Origin of the sequence: Vibrio sp. L85 (assembly GCF_963871815.1) — a bacterium.
Taxonomy (GTDB): domain Bacteria; phylum Pseudomonadota; class Gammaproteobacteria; order Enterobacterales; family Vibrionaceae; genus Vibrio; species Vibrio harveyi.
The window spans coordinates 82,488-100,799 of the sequence record NZ_CAWMYL010000011.1; the positions used below are offsets into that span (position 1 = coordinate 82,488).

Annotated in this window: 14 protein-coding genes; 4 read left to right on the plus strand and 10 right to left on the minus strand. The window is 44.7% G+C overall.

Features of this window, described 5'->3' with window-relative positions:
* Nucleotides 1-60 precede the first annotated feature (60 nt).
* A complete protein-coding gene (locus tag AACR11_RS01610; protein ID WP_079325491.1) occupies nucleotides 61-957 on the minus strand; it encodes an SDR family oxidoreductase in 897 nt (298 codons plus the stop codon).
* A gap of 193 nt (nucleotides 958-1,150) precedes the next feature.
* Here AACR11_RS01610 and AACR11_RS01615 point away from each other — a divergent pair, with 193 nt between their 5' ends.
* Nucleotides 1,151-2,035 carry a LysR family transcriptional regulator gene (locus tag AACR11_RS01615; protein WP_079325493.1) on the plus strand — a complete coding sequence of 295 codons (885 nt, stop codon included), beginning with the start codon at nucleotides 1,151-1,153 and terminating at the stop codon, nucleotides 2,033-2,035.
* 103 nt (nucleotides 2,036-2,138) lie between these two features.
* On the opposite strand, the gene AACR11_RS01620 is transcribed toward AACR11_RS01615, so the two are convergent.
* On the minus strand, nucleotides 2,139-3,731 hold the full coding sequence (locus AACR11_RS01620) for a S8 family peptidase (protein ID WP_017818077.1): 1,593 nt from the start codon (nucleotides 3,729-3,731) through the stop codon (nucleotides 2,139-2,141).
* Between the two features lie 632 nt (nucleotides 3,732-4,363).
* Here AACR11_RS01620 and AACR11_RS01625 point away from each other — a divergent pair.
* Together AACR11_RS01625 and AACR11_RS01630 are read left to right on the plus strand one after the other, a co-directional pair.
* Complete coding sequence (locus tag AACR11_RS01625; protein ID WP_017818076.1) at nucleotides 4,364-5,350, plus strand: cytochrome-c peroxidase; 987 nt, start codon at nucleotides 4,364-4,366, stop codon at nucleotides 5,348-5,350.
* Between the two features lie 424 nt (nucleotides 5,351-5,774).
* Entirely contained in the window at nucleotides 5,775-6,110 is a 336-nt protein-coding gene (locus AACR11_RS01630; RefSeq protein ID WP_079325495.1) for a hypothetical protein, read from the plus strand.
* 57 nt (nucleotides 6,111-6,167) lie between these two features.
* Here the strand turns inward: AACR11_RS01630 and AACR11_RS01635 are convergent, their stop codons facing one another.
* The 7 genes from AACR11_RS01635 to AACR11_RS01665 form a co-directional block, all read right to left on the minus strand.
* Nucleotides 6,168-7,592, minus strand: a complete 1,425-nt coding sequence (locus AACR11_RS01635) for an aspartate kinase (RefSeq protein WP_047516825.1) — start codon at nucleotides 7,590-7,592, stop codon at nucleotides 6,168-6,170.
* Nucleotides 7,593-7,672: 80 nt separating this feature from the next.
* Complete coding sequence (locus AACR11_RS01640) at nucleotides 7,673-8,059, minus strand: ectoine synthase (RefSeq protein ID WP_005446054.1); 387 nt, start codon at nucleotides 8,057-8,059, stop codon at nucleotides 7,673-7,675.
* A 14-nt stretch (nucleotides 8,060-8,073) separates the two neighbouring features.
* The gene (ectB, locus tag AACR11_RS01645) at nucleotides 8,074-9,339 is read right to left on the minus strand and encodes a diaminobutyrate--2-oxoglutarate transaminase (protein WP_017818073.1); all 1,266 of its coding nucleotides are present in this window, start codon (nucleotides 9,337-9,339) and stop codon (nucleotides 8,074-8,076) included.
* A 33-nt stretch (nucleotides 9,340-9,372) separates the two neighbouring features.
* Entirely contained in the window at nucleotides 9,373-9,906 is a 534-nt protein-coding gene (gene ectA / locus AACR11_RS01650; protein ID WP_005446058.1) for a diaminobutyrate acetyltransferase, read from the minus strand.
* A gap of 342 nt (nucleotides 9,907-10,248) precedes the next feature.
* Nucleotides 10,249-11,913 carry a BCCT family transporter gene (locus tag AACR11_RS01655; RefSeq protein WP_079325497.1) on the minus strand — a complete coding sequence of 555 codons (1,665 nt, stop codon included), beginning with the start codon at nucleotides 11,911-11,913 and terminating at the stop codon, nucleotides 10,249-10,251.
* Between the two features lie 225 nt (nucleotides 11,914-12,138).
* Nucleotides 12,139-12,888, minus strand: coding sequence for a 3'-5' exonuclease (locus tag AACR11_RS01660; protein ID WP_050938211.1), 750 nt, complete (start codon nucleotides 12,886-12,888; stop codon nucleotides 12,139-12,141).
* A complete protein-coding gene (locus tag AACR11_RS01665) occupies nucleotides 12,885-14,765 on the minus strand; it encodes a DUF294 nucleotidyltransferase-like domain-containing protein (RefSeq protein ID WP_079325499.1) in 1,881 nt (626 codons plus the stop codon). The genes AACR11_RS01660 and AACR11_RS01665 overlap by 4 nt, the downstream gene beginning before the upstream one ends.
* 372 nt (nucleotides 14,766-15,137) lie before the next feature.
* Between AACR11_RS01665 and AACR11_RS01670 the strand changes: the two genes are divergently transcribed.
* On the plus strand, nucleotides 15,138-16,547 hold the full coding sequence (locus AACR11_RS01670) for an MATE family efflux transporter (RefSeq protein WP_069218098.1): 1,410 nt from the start codon (nucleotides 15,138-15,140) through the stop codon (nucleotides 16,545-16,547).
* A 71-nt stretch (nucleotides 16,548-16,618) separates the two neighbouring features.
* Here AACR11_RS01670 and cysS read toward each other — a convergent pair whose 3' ends face one another.
* Entirely contained in the window at nucleotides 16,619-17,992 is a 1,374-nt protein-coding gene (cysS, locus tag AACR11_RS01675; protein ID WP_079325501.1) for a cysteine--tRNA ligase, read from the minus strand.
* Between the last annotated feature and the right edge of the window lie 320 nt (nucleotides 17,993-18,312).

The following is an 18,312-nucleotide window of genomic DNA, read 5'->3' on the forward strand; positions in this document are numbered from 1 at the left end:
GTCTCGTCAACGACATTTAAAAAGGGACTCAAATGAGTCCCTTTTTAGTTTCAAATCATCTTAAGCATTCGCTAGTTTTTGTAGCTCCGCTTTGTTTGCTTCTAACCAGGCTTCAAAGCTTTGTGGCTGCTTACCAGTTAGCTTTTCAAATGCCTCACTTGTGCCGTCTGAATAGTTTCCACGGTTGTGTTTGTCCATTGTTACACATAACTCTACGATTGGTGCAGGCAATTCAAACGACTCTAACTGTGCTTGGTAATCCTCATCAGACAAGTTCACCATAGTGGTCGATGTACCCAACACTTTATCTATCACCTTCGCCATTTCAGCGTGTGTCATAGATTGCGCACCGTTCATTGGAAGTATAACTTTACCTTGCGCTGGTTTTACTAATGCAGATGCCGCTGCAAAAGCCAAATCTCTACGTGATAACTGAGCCGAGCGACCTTCTGCTGCCGACGTCAACCAATGACCCGATTGTAGAATGCTTGCGAAGTACTCTGCCAAGTTTTCAAAATACCAATTGTTGCGCATGATGGTGGCATGAGGGATGCGACTTTGATTAATCGCATTTTCAGTAGCTTCATGCTCATGAGCAAACATCACTGGCGAACTCTCTGCAGAAGGCATCGACGTATAAGCGATATGGCTCACCCCTACTTTTTCCGCTGCCGCTACAGCATTCAAGTGTGCTTGAGTACGAGGACCAGAAGCGTCGATGCTAATAAGCAGCATGCTGTCTGCGCCGAGAAATGCTTTCTCTAGTGACTCTGGGCTAGAAAAGTCTGCTTCGCGAACATCCACACCTTGGCTTGCTAACGCTTGCAGTTTGTCTGCATGGCGAGTAGTTACAATCAATTGACTTGGTTGAACATTTAGCTCTTCAAGCAGTGCTTTTACTACTTGTGAACCTAGTTTACCTGATGCACCTGTTACTAGAATTTTGCGATCTGACATGATGGTTTCTCCATTCAATTCTTAAATAATTTCTTTTTAATAACGCGGAGATGACCAAGCTGCTGTGGCTCCCCGCTGTCGATGGAGACACTATATCGTTTGATGATTGATAGATAATTACCCTTTGATTAAACTGATTGTTAATTACTACTAAACAATAGTGAATAATAAGAACTTCCGGACAATAAGCTATATGATTTCACTCGATGACATGATGGTCTTTGCTAAAGTGGCAGAGAAACAATCCTTTACTCAAGCAGCGGATGAGCTTGATATCGGTAAAGCGCGTGTATCGCAGATCGTCTCTAAACTTGAGCAAGCGCTAAATACACGTTTACTGCATCGCACTACTCGCTCTCTTTCATTGACCGACGCAGGGTTGCGTTACTATGAGAAATGCAAACTGATTGGCGATATTGCATCTGAAGCGAATGCAGAAACGCAAGATGCTAACCAGATTCCAAGCGGTACGATTCGGATATCCACACCTAGCTCAGCGATGGTGGATATACTGAGTGAGTTCATGCACCTCTACCCGGAAATCAAACTCGATATTATTGAGAGTGACAGTTACAGCAACCTGATTGAATCTCGTTGTGATATTGCACTGCGTGCCTCCTCCGCCCTTGAAGATTCGAGCTTATATTCAATCAAGCTTGGTTATTTCCGAGATATGCTTTGCGCTACCCCAACCTATCTAAGCAAAGTTAAGGCGGTATCCACACCTGAAGATCTCTTAACACTGGATTGGATTAGCCACCATATCGTTCACGGTGATAAGCAGCTTACGATGACCAATAGCAAAGGTCTGGTGACACGTTTGATTCACAGCCCAAAGGTACAAGTGAGGACTGCTGCGACAGTCAAAGCGTTCGTTCTGAATCATCTTGGTTTTGCCATCATGCCGAGCTTTATGATGAAGGAAGAGTTAGCGCGAGGAGATCTCGTACGTATCCTACCTGATGTGCACGATTTAGAAATTCCGATTTATGCGGTGTACCAAGAGAAAGCGCTAATGCCGCTAAGAGTCCGCACACTGATCGAGTTCTTAAAACAAAAGAGTGATGCGTTTGAATAACGTCAATCACGACTCATCAAAACAGCGCCATAAAGCAAAGCCCACCGACAAGTGGGCTTTGTATTTTACTGCTATCGATACTTTCTACTATGCGTAACAGTAACTAGTAACTCGCTTGGATGCTTACACCGTTGTAGCTTGAATAGCCTTGAATCATTACGTGGTAACGTCCGCTTTGAGTGGCATTAACTGTACATGTCTCACTGTTGCCGTATCTGAAAGGTCGACAATCCCAAGCATTAATCGTTGGCTTAGAGCCAAAGCGTAGATACAAATCTGCATCACCGCTGCCGCCATACATTTGTACCGTTAGACGTTGCCCTGCTTCTACATCTACGTAGTAATAAGCTACCTGCCCTGTCGAACCGCTCAAGCCACTCACTGGTACACCAGAGGTCAATTTACCTTCTGGGTCTGGCGTTGGATCAGGACCACCACAATCTTGACCACAATCGGCATCCGTTAAACTGTAAAGCAATTTATTCACACTGCCTCTTGTGTCCGCGACTTTGCCACTGGTTGCGCGCTCAACGATCAGCGCTTCCACTTGGCTTGGTGAAAGTGCACTGTTTTCTTGGAGATAAAGCGCAGCAACACCAGCAACATGTGGGGTTGCCATTGAAGTACCACTTATCGTCTTATAACCGCCATCATACCAAGCAGACTTGATTTGTGATCCCGGAGCGAAAACATCGACACAGCTACCCCAGTTTGAAAAACTAGAACGTGCGTCAGAGCTCGTCGTCGAGCCGACAGTAACACCAGAAGAAACACGCGCAGGTGAGTAGTTACAGGCATCAGCATTGGAGTTACCAGCTGCAAGCATAAAGCTAACGCCGGACTGAACTGCGCTTTGCACTGCGCTATCAAGAGCAACAGATTGCCCACCACCTAAACTCATGTTGGCAACCGAAGGACCAGATGCATTGGCAGCCACCCAATCAACACCCGCAATAACGCCAGACGTTGAACCTGAGCCAGAACAGCTAAGCACTCTGACACCAACAATGCTCACGTTCTTTGCCACGCCATACAAAGATCCGCCGATCGTGCCCGCTACGTGTGTGCCGTGTCCATTACAGTCACTGGCATCCGCATCATTGTCGACAAAGTCATATCCCGAAATGGAGCGTCCGGCAAATTCAACGTGCGAGTTGTTCACACCCGTATCGATAACGTAAGCCGTTACGCCCGTTCCATCAAAGTTGGCGCTGTAATTGTTATTGAGAGGCAGGCTACGTTGATCAATTCGGTCTAGCCCCCAAATTGCATTACTTTGGTTTACTTCTGCCGAGACTATTGGGTCTAGTGTGAGAATTCTGTCTTGCTCGATGTATTCAACACGTGGATCAGCACGTAACGCTTTCAGCTGTTCAGGAGCTAACGTCGCAACGAAACCACTGATCGAATTGTCGAATACTGATTCCACTTGTATTGAGTACAAACCAGACATTCGGTCCACAGATTGTTGTGTGAACTGCTGTAATTCAAGTGAATTATTCATCATCATTTGAGGTTGATGAAATACAACGATATAACGATCAGCGATGGCGACGTCTTCAGGCGCAAGCATCAGTGACGCAGGTGTCTGCGCTAAATCCGCATCATTTGGGAGTTCTGTCGATTGCGAAAAAGCGAGAGAAGAATGGAAACAGAGTGCCGAGGTGATACAACAACTTAGTAGTTTCTTTAACATAGAATGTTCCTTGAAATCATAGTCTTGTTGATTTTTACCTAGTACCAAACTGTCAACACGAAAAGACAGAAAATCAGCGTAGTACGCTCAATACGTGCTGCAGTGACGTTACACCATCAAATTAGACAATAAGCAATAACATGCATAATTGATAATAATTCGCATACTCAAAAACATGATCAATGACCAAGCTTTATTGAAATTGAAATGTAAAAGCCCATCTAGATTTAGAGCAAAATCCCTAAAATGGAATAACTCTAAACATCGGAGTTGTTAGTTGTTAAATATCCTCTATCCAACCTAAGCTAGCGAGATAAAACCTTCAATCGTGGACTTTGCTAGGGACTCCCTCCTATGGTTCTCACTTAATTGCATAATTGACCTAAATCAACGAACCATTCGTTTATATTCTTTACATATTTGTAAATAAAAAGTAACCACCACCGCTGAAAGCAAGCAAAATCAAATCGTGCAAACTTTGTTCGCTTTTAACATCGTTTTTTGCCATAAAAGCCATCGATTTTTTGCATTTTATAGAAAAAAACGATTGCTATACCGTGACTTCCAGAGCGTACCAATAAGAAGTGCGCCGCCCTAGTGAGAGTGAAAAATCACTTAAAAAGGAAGTTATTATGAAAACTCTTATAGCAGTGAGCGTCTTGTCAGTCCTATCTTTCGGTGCTTATGCTGAGCGCCAATCCGCAGAACCCATTAAGGTGATTGAACCGGTTGCTGGTCTTGATGCGAAAAAGGTAGAACTGGGTAAAACGTTGTGGTTTGAACCTCGATTATCCGCCTCCAACACCATTTCTTGTAACTCTTGCCATAACATCGCAAAAGGTGGCGTCGATAACCTACCAAGTTCCATTGGTCATAAATGGGCGATTGGTCCTATCAACTCACCAACGGTGTTTAACTCAGACTTAAACTTCGTTCAGTTTTGGAACGGACGCGCCAAAGATTTGCAGGAACAAGCAGCAGGTCCAATTGAGAACCCACTCGAAATGGCATTCACTCACCAATTGGCTATCGATACGCTAAAATCGATTCCTCAATATCGTGAGTGGTTTAAAGAAGCTTACGGCAGTGAGACAATCACCATCGATAATGTAACCGATGCGATTGCGACGTTTGAGCAAACGTTACGTACACCAAATGCGCCGTTCGATCTTTGGTTGAAAGGCGACGACAATGCACTAACAACAGCGCAAGTCGAGGGTTATAACTTATTCAAGGCAAAAGGTTGTACAGCGTGTCATAGTGGTCCATTGGCTGGCGGGCAAATGTACCAAAAAATGGGCTTAGTGAAGCCATTTGCAACAGACAACCCAGACATAGGGCGCAAAGCGATCACGGGGAATGATTTCGATAAGTTTGTGTTTAAAGTACCGACACTGCGTAACATCGAACTCACCTACCCGTACTTCCACGACGGCTCTGTTTGGGATCTAGAAGAAGCAGTAGCAATGATGGCTGACCTTCAGCTTGGTCAGAAGCTGACGAAAGAGGAATCGGTTAAAATCACTGAGTTCTTACGTTCGTTAACCGGTGATCAACCAGAGGTGACTCTTCCTCACCTACCTCCTTCAACTAACGAGACTGCTCGCCCAAATATCTAACTCGGTCGTAAATGAATAACAAAGGAGCCATGATCGGCTCCTTTGCTTGGTTATCAAACCATTCCAACAAACCGTCTCATCTAGCAAAAATAAGGCTTTTCAGTTTGACCTTCATGCTGATACCCCGAAGGCATTATCTTATCTCAATAATCCCCAAATGGGTTCATCGAGAACTCTCCATTTTCAAGCGCTTTGTCAGCCAATTGCCCGCAAGATAACTGCATACAAAAGCTCGTGGGGCGATTGCATCTAAGCTGCCTTGCGTCGACTCAATATATGCCGCCACTCCTAACCGTTGCATATCTCATCGCATGCGCTCACCCTACTTTTATTAAGAAATACAATGTAATTGAATCTTTTTGTACGAACTTCCAATAATATGTCGATTCGTTGGATTAAGTTCGAGGTCTAAGGATAGAGCAAGATGGGATTCAAAACTTTTCAAACACAATCACATTATGTCGATGGCATACTCGTCATTGCCGAATATCATCGCCTGTCGACAAGATTTACCTTGCGAATTGGCGAAGAGATCCTCTATTCAAAACGGCTTTATGCTATTGCGTTTAGAAATGCCCCAATGACCATTAACAACCAGTGTTATCGTGTTAGGGTCATTTGGTGCTTAATTTGGCGAGCAAGGTTAACTAAAGAAGACACAGTGGTGATAGAAGAACTGATTGATAAACGACGCTCAAAGTCATTATTTACACTTGTATTCTCTACTATCATGCGAAGTTTAAAGTATGTATTCAGTTAAGCAGTTTCAAATAGAGATTCCCCGTATTTAAAACTGCAACATGATCAGGCAAGTCGATTAAGCAACATTCACCGACTTTTTCGCTCCGCGGTCTTGTTCAAAAAACTCTTCATGTAATGCGCAAATCGCTTGTTGGTATTCATCATCACTGACGACAAACTGCACATTCACGTTTCTCATTGATGAATGGAGTGCTATCGGTGTGACTCCTCGATTCATCAGGGCTAACACGCCTTTCGCCAGTGTTTTGTTAGTATCAATTTGAGAGCCAATCACAGAAATCAGCGCAACCATTTTGCCGGTAATAGAAGCTCGTGGATGGCGCTTTTCCGCCTTATAGAGCACTTTATTTAAGCTATCGATACTGCCACCTAGGTAATACGTTATTGAATTCGCATTCATCTCTTTACCGATAAGATTGACGCGGGCATCAGCAATGATTTCCATCAGTTCGTAACTGACATTATCCACTTTTCCAACCATGGTTTGGTCAAACAGGTGAAGCGCAAATACTTTCTGCTTACCCGCAATAATTTCAATGCGGTCACTTTCCGGACGGTAATCCGCAGAGATTAGAGTACCCTTGTGCTCAGGTTCAAAGGTATTTTTGATCTGCAATTCAATACCACTTTCGCGAAGACCTGCGGCGGCATTAGGGTGAATGGCTTCCATACCAAGGTTTGCCAATTGATCAGCCACATCATAATTCGTAAATCCAATCGGATTGACACTGTCGACACCGACCACTTTTGGATCGGCAGAACTTAAATGGTATTCCTTATGAATAATGGCTAAATCGGCTTTGACTGTTGCTGCAATTCGGCTGAAAGTCATCTCGCTGTAACCACGGTCATACGTATGCATCAACCCTTCTTTGCAGTACGCGTAACCTGTCACGATTGGAAGTTCTTGGGTAACATCAATCCCTTCAAAGGCTTCATGTATTGTGTCATCCAAGCTTAGAGGCTGCTGATTATCCCAACCGGACAGATCAACAAAAGTCGAATTAATCCCCATGTTCTTGAGCTTTAATGCCGTATTGTAGGCACTGTGTGCTTCACCAATTGAAGAGAGAAACTCACGGATTTGAGGTAAGTAATGACGCAGAGAGAACTGCCCGTACTGACAAGTTTCTAGGATGTTAGTCACGCAAGTTTTTGCTTCTGAAATGCGAGACCTAATGAACTTATCAGCTCTCATGCGATTCATCGGGTCAGCAAAAATGTGCTCGTTGGTCAGGAGCATACGGCTTTCAACATACGCTAACGCGTCTTGCCACGCTTCATCTCGTTTGGCAATCAATTGGTAGACACCTGGTTTACTGGTCTTTTTGCATTCCAATAGCGCATCGGTCATTCCGCCATAAGCAGAGACAACAAAAATACGGTTATATGGATTTTGTGGACGAAGGAGAATATTGTCGAGCACAGCATCAAATGCTGTCATCGATGTACCGCCGATCTTTTCTACGGTAAGTGTCATGATGGACCTTAATGGTTGGTAATTTGAAAGAATGGATAAGAAAAAGGGGCGAAGCCTCGCCCCTTTAAAACCTTAATGGGTTAATCAACGAGAGGATAAACGCCGTTTTCATCGTGAACTTCTGCGCCTGTGATGGGCGGGTTGAACACACAAGCCATGGTCATTTCTTTGTTTTTATAAGCTCGTAGATAGTGCTCGTCATGCTTGTCAAGAATATATAGCGTACCCGGTTTAATTGGGTACGTTTCACCGCCGACTACTTCGATCTCACCTTCTCCACTCATACAAAATACAGATTCCAAATGGTTTTGATAATGAATGTGCGTTTCCGTACCCTCATAGATAGTCGTGATGTGAAATGAAAAGCCCATGTTGTCATCTTTCAAGAGCATGCGGACACTTTCCCAGTTATCCGATACCACGCGCCTTTCGCTATTGCGACACTCGTCGAGTGTTCTAACGATCATGATCTGTTCCTTATTTATGATGCTTGTTTGAAGTGTTTGTTTGCGATGGCTTCTACCGAGCCCTCGAAGATATTAAGCCCTTGGGTAAGTTCGGCTTCAGAAATGGTCAATGGGCAGAAAAACTTCACCACTTCATCATTTGGACCAGCGGTTTCAATGACCATACCATTGTCAAAACAGGTTTTTGCAATGTTGCCCGCGATGCCACCACTCTTACATTCAATACCAATCATCATGCCGCGACCTTTACGCTGCACGAACAGCTCAGGATAACGCTGTACGCAACGTTGGATCACGCTCTCAACTTTGTTGGAACAAGATTTGATATGAGCTTCAAAGTTACTCGTCGACCAATAGGTTTCTAGCGCTTTGGTTGCCGTTATGAAAGCATGATTGTTACCGCGAAACGTTCCGTTGTGCTCGCCTGGTTTCCATTTATCTAATTCAGGTTTGAGCAAAACAATCGCCATTGGCAGACCATAACCGCCAATAGATTTTGAAAGCGTCACCATGTCCGGCTTGATAGCTGATGGCTCAAAGCTAAAGAAAGTACCTGTGCGACCGCACCCAGCTTGGATGTCATCAACAATCAGTAAAATATCGTGAGCTTTGCACAGCTTACTAAGTCGTTGCAGCCACTCGTTGGAGGCAACATTCAAACCGCCCTCACCTTGCACGGTTTCCAGTAGAACTGCCGCTGGCTTGTCCATGCCTGCCGAATTGTCAGTCAGCATGGTTTCAAATAATTTCAGACCATCAATACCCGCATAGCCTTCGAATGGAATTCGCGTGACGTTGTTTAAACTTGATCCCGCTCCTTGACGGTGGTGTTGATTACCCGTCGCTGCAAGCGCACCTGCCGTACAGCCATGAAAACCATTAGTAAAGGCCACAATGCTGCTACGACTCGTTACTTTTTTGGCGAGTTTAATGGCAGCTTCAACAGCGTTAGTTCCCGTTGGACCTGTAAATTGAACTTTGTAGTCCAGCGCTCTTGGTTGAAGAATGTATTGGTTTAACGCTTCAAGAAAGGCGGCTTTTGCTTCTGAATGCATGTCCAAGCCGTGTGTAATGCCATCCATTTCAATGTATTCAAGCAACGCTTGCTTAAGTACTGGATTGTTATGACCGTAATTGAGAGATCCCGCTCCAGCAAGAAAGTCGAGGTAACGTTCACCCTGATCTGTTTCTAACCAGCAACCTTTCGCACTACGAAAAACAACCGGAAAACTGTTTGAGTATGAACGTACGTTGGATTCCTGCTTTTTAAAAATATCCATGATAAGACCGTTATTTGATTCCTATTAGTGGGTTTATTTGAGGGGGATACGATACAAATATTCAGTATCGTGCTTGCCTTTAAAGTGTTTATCTTCATCCAAGAAGGTGGTCACTTCACCGCCATTGCCATTTTGCGCATCAAGCTTTTTGAATAATGCCCAAGATGCATCATTTGCCTTGGTGATCGTGGTTTCAATGGCATTAACATTTTCGAGAACTTCTCGGTCAAGAATGTTTTTGAGCATTTTGAAAGCCAATCCATTGCCTCTAAATCGCGGTGCGACGGCGACTTGCCAAATGAACAATACATTGAGCTCATCCGGTTTCTGATAACCAGAGATGAAACCAGCGATCTCACCTTTGTGCTCGACGAGAACACAGGTTTTGCTGAAATGGCTAGATTGGAGGAAGTTACAATATGAAGAGTTCATATCGAGCGGCGGACAATCTGCGATTAAACCATAAATATCGTCGCCATCAGACACGACAGGTTCACGAAAAATCCATTTTTTGCTTGGGTCTTCTCCAATTTCTGGATACATCACCCAAGGTGCTGAGGTAATCATATGTAGATACATATCCTTCGTACACTAATTAAATTTCTTTTTTATTATGCACACTGATTGTGCATAAAAATCAAACCAACCGGCTCTAAATACCCGTTTATTTGATCTAGATCGCACGAAGGCAAAGTGCAGATGACTTTAAAAATAGTTTGAGCTCTAATGTATTTATAGGGTTAAGAATATTTTTAGACAGATGCGCTGCACATTATCGATATTGTGGCGTAAAAAAGCTTTGAACAGGAAGAAAGTCGTAGCCAATTTCTGGCTAGATATGAAGAATTCAGAAAAGAAAACGGCACGTTGAGACGTGCCGTTTTTTAGTTGTTATGAAGGACGCTCAAACTACGCTTTCGCTTTCTTCATTGATTTTGATGTTGGGCGAGGTTCATCCATTAAACCTTTCACTAGAGATACCGTTGCAACCAACAATACGATTGTGAATGGTAAACCAGTTGTTACCGCCATTGCTTGTGCAGCCGCTAGACCACCACCAAGCATTAGCGCGATTGCAACTAAACCTTCGAATGTACACCAGAACACACGTTGAGGTGTTGGTGCGTCCACTTTACCACCCGCTGCAATCGTATCGATTACAAGAGAACCAGAGTCCGCTGATGTGATGAAGAACACCACAACCAGAATAATACCCACGATAGAGGTTATTTGAGACAGAGGCATCACATCTAGCATCGCGAACAGTTTAAGTGGAAGCTCTGCATCAAATACCGCTTGGTAACCATCGTTCACGTATTGGCTGATCGCCGTACCACCGAATGCCGTCATCCATAATACACACACGGTTGATGGGATCAGGATTACACACACGATAAACTCACGAACGGAACGACCACGAGAAACACGCGCGATAAACATACCTACGAATGGTGACCATGAAATCCACCATGCCCAGTAAAACGCCGTCCAGCCTTGAGAGTAATTCACGTCTTCACGACCGAATGGCATCGATAGTGCTGGAACATTCGCAAGGTATGACATGATGTTCTCAAAGAAGCCCGTCATGATTGCGAGCGTTGGACCCACGATGATCACGAACAATAGCAATAGTGCTGCTAAACCCATGTTGATTTCAGACAGACGTTTTACACCACTATCTAAACCCGCAACTACCGAGATTAACGCTAACGCCGTAATGATCACGATAAGCACGACTTGCGTTGTCTCTGTCATCGGGATGCCGAACAAGAAGTTTAGACCTGTTGCTGCTTGTGATGCACCGTAGCCAAGAGAAGTCGCAAGACCAAACACAGTTGCAACAACGGCTAGGATATCAATAACGTGACCAACCCAACCCCAAACTCGCTCGCCGAAAAGAGGATAGAAAATAGAACGCATCGTTAGAGGCAAGCCCTTGTTGAACGAGAAGATCGCTAAACCAAGAGCCAACAGTGCGTAGATTGACCAAGGGTGAAGTGCCCAGTGGTAAATCGTCGCTGCCATGCCTAGTGCAGATGCAGCCGCGGTATCCCCCTCTGCTGCGCCTAATGGAGCCCAGTCAGTACGAATACCATTCTCAACGTTCACGCCGCCAAGTGCAGCACTGAAGTGAGACATAGGCTCAGATACGCCGAAGAATACCAGACCGATACCCATACCAGCCGCGAATAGCATCGCTAACCAGCCTGCGTAAGTGTAATCTGGTGTTGCTTCTGTACCACCGATACGAACGCGACCAAGTGGCGTTACGATCAGAATCAAACACACGACGACAAACACGTTGCCCGCAGATAGGAAGAACCAATCAAGGTTAGATACAAGCCAACCACGCAAACCAGCAAAAAACGGTTCTACTTGTTGTTGGAAAGTCAGTGTTAACACTACGAACAGGATGATCGACATGCCTGAAATAGCAAACACACGGTTGTGAATATCAAGTCCGAAAGGACCTACTTTTAACGCGACGTTATCCTGACCAATCTGGTAATCAGTATCGATCGGGTTCACCTTACCGTCGGGGCGCTGTATACCGCCATTATTGTCGGTGCTCACGATTTATCTCCTTAAAAACGTGGCTAGATTAAATTCAAATTAAGCTTGTGTAGGAAGCTGAGTGATGACTTTCTTGTGTCACTTGCTGCAAAGCTTATGTGCGATCGTTGTGTCGCTTTTAGAAGGGTTGCTCTACTTTATAATTTTACCCTCAACCGCTATGATATCGCATTGCATTTTGTAATCAGGACGACTAATTATTTTTGTTGTCAATTCACCGAACCACTATTGCCAAACCACGGACAATGGCATGTCACCGTCAAAGTGATACTGCAGTTGTGCCTGCAACAACTCGGCGGTTGCAAGTGCATCCGTAAGGGCATGATGAGGCTGATAAGCAGGTAAATGGTAACGCTCACGCGCATGTCCGAGTCGCACAGACCCAGGCTTTTTACCTTTGAGTTTATTTAACCAACCTTCACATTGTCGACGCTGAATTGCATATTCGATATCCAAGGTGTCAACGACTGGAAATTGAATCCCCTCACCTATACTGTTTAACAAGGCATTATTGAAGAATTGTCGCTCAATGTTTTTGTAGTGCACGACCACAATCTTACCTGCCAACGCATCAAGAATGGCATCAAGAATTTGTTCAAGTTGAGGTGCATTCTTCACTTCAGAATCGGTAATGCCGTGAATCACCACCGACTCTTCATTCAGTTCTCGATTTGGATTCACAACCCAATGACGAGAGCCACTGCACTGTACGCGGCCTAGGGTAAATGGTACCAAGCCTATGGTGAGAATGGCGTCTTCCTCTGCGTTTAAGCCAGTAGTCTCAAAATCGACGGAGACAAACGGTACCTCTTTTAGTGGCGTATCACCATTCACAATGGGCGTAGAGTAATAACGTTTTAATCGAGTATCTTTCGCTTGTTCGGAAAGTTGCTCGAAGAAAACCGCCCAATCGGGGGTCTGGCTGGTATCAAGCAAATCTCGACTATCTTGCTTCTGTTTAGAAAACCACATCATTTGCCACTTCTCTGGTAACGGAACTTAATGTAGTTCTGTGCGTTGCTTAGGATTTGGAATGCAGCTTTTAAGTTGCGACGCTCAAACTCCGACATTTCTTCTGGCTCGATGTTGTTATCGGGCTCTTCCCCTTTTTCAATATCCAGCGCTTGATGTCGGATTCGCACCATGTAGATCAACTCCATAGCGTCTTTTAAATCCATGCCGCGACCTTTCGGTAAGATGCCCGCATTGTTGATGTCATCCAAACGCTCAAACGAGTTTTGCGAACGAGAGCCAATCGCCAACGCGTGCACCCGAATCAGATCCGCCATTGGTGCGGTACCACGACGCTTCAAGTTGATGGAATTGCGATGACGTCCGTCTTTCTCCATCACAAAGTCTTTGAAGAAGCCTAATGGTGGCGTACGACGGATTGCGTTATAAGCCATACAAGCCAAGAAACGATTGTTCTTCTTAGCACGACGGACAATGAACCCGCTCAATTGCTCAGCCCATTTCACGCGTCCATGTACACCAAGTAAATCGAAGAAAATACTGCTATGCAGAAGACGTTCTGGCGTTGGATTATCAATCCAGTTCGCAAAGCACTCTTCCCATTCTGAGCGCGTTTTACGCCATTGTGGGTTAGTTGCCATAATGTCGCCAGTACAGTAGGTGTAACCGCACTCGGCTAATCCATCACAAACGAATTTCGCGAACTGAGCAAAATACTCACCATGCAATGTTGGGTCGTAGCTGTTGTCTAGAATCAGCGCGTTGTCTTGGTCTGTGACGATAAGCTGTTCATCACGTGCCATGGAGCCCATCGCCAACAAACAATACGGGATGGGCGCAGGACCTATTTCTTGCTCTGCTAGCTCTGCCAATCTTTGCTTAAAACTGCTGCCAATAACCGACATCGCTCGTCCAACCATGTGCGCATTTGCGTCTTCGCTCACCATTCGGACAAAGCAGTCTTTCACTTGTTTAGATACCGCTTTGAGATCTTCTACCGAATTTTGCTGGAAGATAGAGCTCACTAGCAACAAGCTGTTTTGCGACTCATAACGGACGATATCCGTCATGCTGATTACGCCAATCGGCTTTTTATCTTTTAGGATTGGAAGATGATGGACGTTGTAACGCAGCATTGTCAGCATGGCTTCAAACACGTAAGCACTGTAATCGAGCGACACAACATCGTAGCTCATCACTTCACTTACAGGAATATCGCTGTCTCGACCTTCAGCTAAAACGCGAACGCACAGATCTTTCTCGGTCAAGATACCAAGCAGTTGGTCATCGTCGTCTTCAGTAATGTCTTCTTGCGCGCGGACAATCAAAAGCGCAGTGACGCCCTCTTCTGCCATTAATATCGCCGCTTCACGAACCGTTGCACTGGCTTCTAGCGTCACTGGCTCACGACTTAAGATCTTGCGCGCTTTCGCAGTCGTAAAGTCATTCCCATCTGAGTGGTTTGATACAGCGGTACGCAGCCTCGCGCTGTCTTCCAACTCCATGAAATCGGCGAAGTTCTCAAACTCGTCACATAGCTCAGTAAAGATCTTCTCTGGAATGCAGTAAACCAAGGTGTCTTCAATCGCTTTGGCTGGCATACGGACACGGTTGTTCATCAACAACCCCATTTGTCCAAACAAACCACCAGCATCAATACGGTTGTACAACTCCCCTTTACGGCGGAAGATTTCCACCACACCACTGCGGATCATGTATAAATCACGAATGTCATCGCCTTTCTTGAGAATGTCCGTCTCTGCGCGGTAATAGGCGACTTCAGCATTCATTGCGATGTTTCTTAGGTGCTCTTCCGGTAAATCATCAAAAGGTGGGTATTGGCTAATGAAATTGAGTACTTCTAATTGCTCGGCTTCCATTCTTTATTCCATACATTGCCTAAACTAAGGCGATAAATATCACCAAGAAAATAATCAGACAATAAATAAATTGAGACGTCAGATAAAAAGCTGTGCAACCGTCGAAAAGCGGAATAATGACTGATGATTATTGAAACGAGTGTGTCTAAAATTGCTTGTTTTCATCTAAAAATCAGCAGTAAAAAATACAATGCATTCACGCGATAAATATTTACTTTAAAAGCTCTCGCAATCGTTTTCTTGTGATCTAAATTACATATTGAACGCAAGAACAAAAATCCGTATATTGCGCGTGCCTACGCGGCACACCCTACAATGCACAACGCTATCCTGCTTCCACTGGTGCATTGATATTGGTGTTTAATTACTTCCATGCAAAACAAACCTTCCTCTTTTTCTCGCTTTTTTAAAGAATCGGGCGCTTTGTTACACCTATCGATCCCTATCATTCTGATGCAACTTGCCACTCAGTCGATGGGCTTTATCGATACCACAATGGCAGGACAAGTGAGTGCTGCCGACCTTGCTGCGATCGCACTTGGCACCAGTTTATGGCTACCCGTTTCGCTATTGCTTCGCGGCATCATCATGGCATTAACACCTGTTGTGGCTTACCACCGCGGCGCACAAAGTTTAAATAACGTGCGTATCGCGTTTATTCAGATGCTTTGGTTGTCTGCGTTTGTCAGTGCGATTCTGATTGTTTACTTACTACTTGGGGAAACCATTCTCGTTGGCTTAGGTGTTGCACCTGAGATCATCCCTATCGCGAGTGATTACGTTGTCGCGTTGGCGTTTGGTGTTCCAGGCATTGCGCTTTTCTACACTTTGAATGGCTTCTGCGAAGGGATGAACAACACTCGCGCACCGATGTTGATTTCAGTGATTGGTTTGTTGGTAAACATCCCTGTTAACTACATTCTGATTTACGGCAAATTCGGCATGCCGGCTCTGGGTGCGGTTGGTTGTGGCTGGGCTACTAGCTTGGTTTACTGGCTGATGTCGGCCCTGCTGTTTAGCTACATCAAGAGCCATCACCACTATAAAAACATTCTTCACTTCGCAGAATTAAAACCAGTATGGCAAGAGATCAAACAGCTGTTCAAACTCGGGATGCCGATTGGCTTAAACATTGCGGTTTGTGGCAGTATCTTCGCGGTGATTGCCCTGTTGATTGGTCGTATCGGTGCGGAGAACGTTGCAGCGGCGCAAATAGCACTGAATATTTCTAGCATGACGTACATGATCCCAATGAGTCTTTCATTTGGTATCACGATTCGCGTTGGTCATGCATTGGGTGAACAAAAGCTTGAAACGGCCTCTCACCGCAGTTTGGTAGGCATTATTACTGCCGCGCTACTGTCGTTGATTTCAGTCGGCTTCTTCTTGCTGTTCCCAGAGTGGATCATTCGTTTGTACACCACAGATCCTGTGGTTTCAGCAACAGCGGCTACGCTGCTGATGTTTACTGCGATGTACCAATTCAGCGATGCACTGCAGACCTCTGCAAACGGCGCTCTGCGTGGCTACAAAGATACTAAGATCCCAATGATTCTGGCAATTCTTGCTTACTGGGGCTTGGCACTTCCATTGGGTATGTTGCTGGGTATCACCGATGAAATCGTTCCTGCCATGGGCGAAGAAGGCTTCTGGATTGGTATCGTGACAGGATTAACTACCGCGGCAATTGCAATGCTGATTCGCTTGGCGCTAGTGATTAAGAAGTACAATCAAACTGCAGAAACGAATACGGCGTCACAACCTGAGTTAGCGATTCAATAACGACGAGTGCGTTTATCGTTTTCAATTAGAAAGGCTCACTATCGTAGTGAGCCTTTTGTTTTCTGGCTTTCCTAACCTTGTTTACTCACCGTTGAGCTATTACCAGTATCGTTGATTCTATAACCGAGCTCGGTAACTTTCTGACGAATTTCGTCGGCTTGTTGATACTCCTTCTGCTTTTTCATTTGCAAGCGCAATTCAACCAATTCCAAGATCTCGCGAGGAATTGCTTCTTCCTCTACCTTATCAAGTTCTAAACCAAATACACGGTCAAAGTAGCGTATTGTTGCCTTTTTATCCGCGTCGTTTAATGCGCTTCCAAGTAACTCCCACATTAATGCAATCGCTTGTGGCATGGCTAAATCGTTGTTAATGATTGACACAAAACGCTCAACAAACGTTTGGTCGACTTTGCCACCTTCTGGCAATGCCAACACTTTTGCTTTCAGACGCTTAAAAGCGGTTTGTGCGGCGTCCAAGCTCTCCCACGAGAAACTCAAATGACTGCGATAATGACTGGTCAGCACCAGATAACGGTAAGCTAAAGGGTCATAGCCTTTCTCGATTAATGCTTCAAGACGAAGCGATGTACCCGATTTAGAGACCTTCTCTTTATTCAATTGAAGGAAGAAGCCATGCAGCCAGAAATTCGCTTGTATGTGCCCATTCTTCGCTTGGCATTGGGCTATTTCGTTAGTGTGATGAACAGGAATATGGTCTTCCCCACCGACATGAATATCGAATACTTCCCCAAGGTACTTCTCTGCCATCGCAGAACATTCAATATGCCACCCCGGAAATCCCACACCCCACGGACTTTCCCACTCCATTTGTCTTGGTGTACTACCGCTAAACTTCCATAGCGCAAAATCGGTTGAGCTCTTTTTCTCTGCCATTTCGACACGGATGCCCGCCTCTAATCCTTCGCGATCCAGTTTGGCAAGTTTTCCGTAATCCGGAAGCTTCGCTGAATCAAAGTAAACACCGTCTGAGGTTTGATAGGTAAAACCTTTTTGTTCAAGCTCTTGTACAAACTCAATCTGTTCCTCTATATGTTCTGTAGCACGGCAAATGACCGAAGGGCTAATGATATTGAGGCTTTTCAGGTCACCTAAAAACGCGTCTTCAAAATACTTTGCAATCGCCCAAGCAGATTTGTTTTGTTTCCTTGCACCCTTCTCCATTTTGTCTTCGCCAGTATCGGCGTCAGACACCAAGTGACCAACATCTGTGATGTTCATAACGTGATTTACGACATAACCATTGAGCTCTAGCGCGCGTCTTAAAACATCGACAAACAGATAGGTTCTTAAATTCCCAGCATGAGCGTAGTCATATACCGTCGGACCACACGCGTACAAACCTACTTTTCCTGATTCGATGGAATTGAACGGCTCAAGAGTACGTCCCAGTGTATTGAAAAGTTGTAGTTTTTGTTGGCTCATATTGTTATTCCTTTAAATGCAAAAAGACCGCGGATGAAAACATCTGCGGCCTTTAATATGTCGATGAAATTTTTACTAACTAATAGATACGCGAAAGCCGCCGCACGTTTTGGAAGGTGCAGCAGCAGAAAGTCGAGGTAGAAATCGCGAAATAGTTCATAGCTATTACCCTAAATAAGAACTCTATCGAAATCAACCCATGAATATTACCTCCCCCAACGGAGCAAACTTCGTAGCGCATGCCATATCGCATTACGCCTCCTTACAAAGCCGTACCAATCATTACAATTAAATTTATAGATAAGCCTTATATTTCACGT